2 protein-coding genes are annotated in these 4,314 nt (G+C 34.1%); one reads left to right on the top strand and one right to left on the bottom strand.

The window, feature by feature from the left end:
• Nucleotides 1–242 precede the first annotated feature (242 nt).
• A complete protein-coding gene (locus CP352_RS10515) occupies nucleotides 243–1,691 on the bottom strand; it encodes an APC family permease (protein ID WP_005723361.1) in 1,449 nt (482 codons plus the stop codon).
• Nucleotides 1,692–1,882: 191 nt separating this feature from the next.
• On the opposite strand from CP352_RS10515, the gene CP352_RS10520 reads away from it, so the two are divergent.
• Nucleotides 1,883–3,970, top strand: a complete 2,088-nt coding sequence (locus CP352_RS10520) for a putative ornithine decarboxylase (RefSeq protein WP_035443284.1) — start codon at nucleotides 1,883–1,885, stop codon at nucleotides 3,968–3,970.
• The last annotated feature ends 344 nt before the right edge of the window (nucleotides 3,971–4,314 follow it).

The following is a 4,314-nucleotide window of genomic DNA, read 5'->3' on the forward strand; positions in this document are numbered from 1 at the left end:
TATCCTGATTGAATAGAGCATTAGCCATATCTTTGGTAAAATCATTCATGAAGGAGTTCTTCTTTCTGTATGTGTTTTTTTGTTCAAACCAATCATACGAGAAAGGAACTCCTTTTTCTAATGTTTAAAGAAATAAATTTAAGGAATCATCCATCCTTACACAAAATATTTTACAGTCTCTAAATATTAGAAAAGGGCAAAACATTTCAAATAGTTTTGCCCTTTTAATATCTATTCTTTTGTTAAATTTTCATTTTGCGCTTAACTTCCCATTTACGAAGCAAAGGTAAAATAAATCCTGTACCGAATAAGAATAGTACTACTACGATATTCATCCATAATTGATGAAACCATTTCGGTGTTCCAAATTGCCCATTCTGCGGAAGAAATGCCATTGTTGCACAAATGAATGTTAATAGAAAACACCACCAGCCTACAGCCAGTGCGCCTTTTCTGTTTTTAATAAATACAAATTCATTTTTACCAAAGTGTTTACGATTATATCTTAAAATCAGAAAACATAGAAATACTACAGCAGTTTTGTATGGTGAAACGATAGTATTGATATTAAGTAACCAGTTAACAAAATCGTTAATTTTAGGTAACGTACCACCAAGGACAATTAGTACTAAAGTAGTTCCAGCGGTAAAAATGTAACTGTTAATTGGACGGCCGTTTTTATTCTTTTTGAGTAGCCAACTAGGCATGTACTTAACTGCAGTATCTGATGCTAAGAAACGACTGGCGGCATCAATTAAGGCAGCAATTTGAGCTAATAGACTAACCAAGCAAACTATAGAGTATGCAAGCATTAAGCTATTACCCATACCAGCTTCGCGTCCTAATAATTGGAAAGCAAAATAATCACCATTCATTTTGAAGTCATTAGGAATATGCTTTGCATCAAATAAAACAGCTAATCCGAGTGTTTCTAGAATGACCATAAGGGCAGTAACAAAAAATAGGAGCCACATGGTCTTAGGAAATTCTTTTTGTGGGTTTCGTAATCTTGAAATATATGGTGCTGCCAGTTCTGCTCCTGACATTGCGAAAATAAGCATACTTGCACTGGAGAAATAATGCAGGCTTAAATGAGGTTTGATGTTGTTCCAAGTTAATTTAGTTGCAATATGTCCACCATGAGACAACGACCATACAATCATACCAAAGAATACTAACGTCATTACTACCATGGCGATACCGCTCCATAATGAAGTTGCATCTAGGGCATCCTTAACGGTATTATCGAAGATCAAAAATAACAATATGATTAGAAAGGTTATAAAACTAAAGACCATTGGCGACATTTTTTGACTTAGCGATCGATTGCCAAGAATTACCCAAGATATGGATACAACTACTGAACTAGCACAATCTATTAAATAAGGAATTGTTTGTGCCCAGTACATCCAACCAGTGGCATATCCTAGTAAATCGCTTCCTGTACCGCGCCTAATCCAAGAAGACATACCACCTGCTTCTTCACCTTCATATGCACTACCTAATTCGGTGGCAATCAAAGTGTAGGGCAGCTGATAGAAAAGAAGCATGATAATCCATAATACTAAGACGAATAGTCCATATTCTTGATATGGGTAGAATGGATCTTCGAAACTGATAACTGTTATGTAGACAAACATGGATAGGGTTATCCAACCCATATAATGCTTTTGAGTGTTTTCCTCTGTCATTTTTACTCCCTTTAAAAACTAATTTTGAGGTTGGTTTTCAAAATTAGAAGAAGGGGGCTTGTTTTGTCTTTTTAAAAACTCAAAAAAGTACTGCATTTTTGCTAAATAATTTTTCCTCCTAAAGGTTAGTCTTATTATTACGCAAAAATTATCTATAATAAAGGTATCATTAATATTTTATGGAGGGTAAAATGCATTATCTAAGAATAGCTGCTCGAAAAGATTTGTTGCCATATTTGCCGAAAAATTGGCCAACTATTGAATTAAAAGAGAATCTAAATGGTGCATATTTAGCCGCAGTTGTTGTCCGAAAAAAGGATAGCCGTGGAGTGGGTATGCAAAAAGTATTTGCTAAACAATTAAAGTTAGATTTACCTTTGATTATTTGGGAAGATAATCAAGATATGATAAAGGAAATTGATCAAAAAGCGAGTCAGTATGAAACAAATGTAATTCCTGAATTTCTTAGAGACTTAACTAAGTTTGCTGATCAGGATGATTTGATTTTAAGTACACCAGGACATCATAATGGTCATTTCTATGATCGTCATCCAGCTGGAGCGGTGATGAAAGAATTCTTTGGTCACAACTTGTTTAGAGCAGATGTTTCTGATAGTGTATTTGAACTGGGAGATATGATGACTCATGAGGGTGGACCATTAAAAGCAGAGGAAGAAGCCGCAAAAGCGTACAATGCTGATAAGGTTTACTTTTGCACTAATGGGACAACCAGTGCAAATACTATCTGTGCAACTGCTGTATTGAAAAATAATGATCTCGTTCTGTTTGATCGTAATAATCATAAAAGCTTATACAACAGTGCATTAATTATGACAGGTGCTAAACCTGTTTATTTACCTACTGATAGAAATGCTGATGGATTAATTGGACCATTGACTAAAGAAAGTTTAAACGAAAATAAAATTAGAGAAGAAATTGCTAAAGTTGATCCTGATCGAGCTAAAGTCAAACGTCCATTTAGAATGGCAGTATTACAGTTGGAAACATACGATGGCGTATTTTACAATGCAAAGTACTTAATTGAAAAATTGGGTAGGCTTTGTGATTATATTCTTTTTGATTGTGCTTGGGGAGGTTATGAACAATTTGTAGATGTTTTGCGCGACTTGTCACCATTACAACTGTCTTACGGTCCAGATGATCCAGGTATTCTAGTAACGCAATCTATTCATAAACAGCAAGCTGGAATTGCTCAAGCTTCTCAAATTCTTAAAAAGGATGGTCATTTGAAAGGGCAGAAGCGTTATGTTGACCATAAGCACTTCAATCATGCATATCTTAAATATGTAACCACAAGTTATTCTTATCCAATTTATTCTTCCTTAGTTGTAAATGCGAAGATGGCAAATTCACCAGCTTGCAAATCTTGGTGGGACGATACAGTTAAACTTTCAATTAAATTTAGAAAAAGATTGCTAAAGGAAAGTAAGCTTTTTAGACCGTTAGTGCCTTTAAAAATTAATGGTAAAAAATGGCAAGATATTTCTACAGAAGTGTTAATGCATGATAAGCAAGCCTGGAAATTAAGTCCTTCTGATGATTGGCATGGATTTAATAAAATCGACGATAATGAAGTAGTTTTGAGCCCGTTAAAATTAACAGTTCTTAATCCAGGTATTGATTTAAGTGGTGAAGAATATGCTGAAGAAGGGATTCCAGGGGTTATTCTTGAAAATTATCTTCACGAAGAACATATTATTCCAGAAAAATCTGATATATATTCAACACTTTATTTAATTACTCCTGGAGAAAGTAATGTTGATATGGAGACTTTATTTGATGCATTAATGAGGTTTGAGCATGCTTATTTGGATAAACAACCATTATCTGAAGTGATGCCACAATTAGTTAAGAAATTTCCTGATCGCTATAAAGGCTATACTCTTTACCAGCTTTGTCAGGAAATGCATCAATATTATAAGCAGAACCATATCTTTGAGCTTGAAAGAGATTTGTTTCTTAAGACAACCTTTCAAGATTATGTAATGAAGCCTGGCCAAGCTGATTTCGACTTTAATGAAAATAAAAGTCAATTAGTAGAGCTTGATAACTTAAAGGGAAGAATAGCGCTAGAAGGTGCATTACCATACCCACCAGGTGTCTTTATCGTGGCACCAGGAGAAAAATGGCAACAAATTGATATTGATTATTTCAAAATTTTACTTAGCGCGGCAGCTACTTTCCCTGGTTTTGAGCCAGAAGTTCAAGGTGTTTATAAAGATTCGGGTAAAATTGTTGGAGAGGTATTAAGGAAATAAGAAAATATACTTCTATTTTGAATAAGCATTATTTTATGTTGGTTTTAATCTCTAATTGAGTTATTTTAAAATGTTTTTGCTAGAAAAAAGGCACTATTATATCGGCAGATAATATGAACCCCGAAATTCAGACAAGAATTTCGGGGGCTTTTCTGTTTTGGGTCTGATAAAAATAAAAACGCCTTCATTAACAGAAGACGTTCTTATGAGTGCGAAGTATTATGAATTATCCAATTAATCTCTTCACCACAATTATTATAGCAGGTATATAAGGTTAACTGGTTAATACGAAACTGTCAAATCTTTTGTGTAAATAGATCTTTCTCGTAAATTGATTTTTTAAT

Source organism: Lactobacillus sp. UMNPBX1, from assembly GCF_002554085.1.
In the GTDB taxonomy this organism is placed as follows: Bacteria; Bacillota; Bacilli; order Lactobacillales; family Lactobacillaceae; genus Lactobacillus; species Lactobacillus crispatus.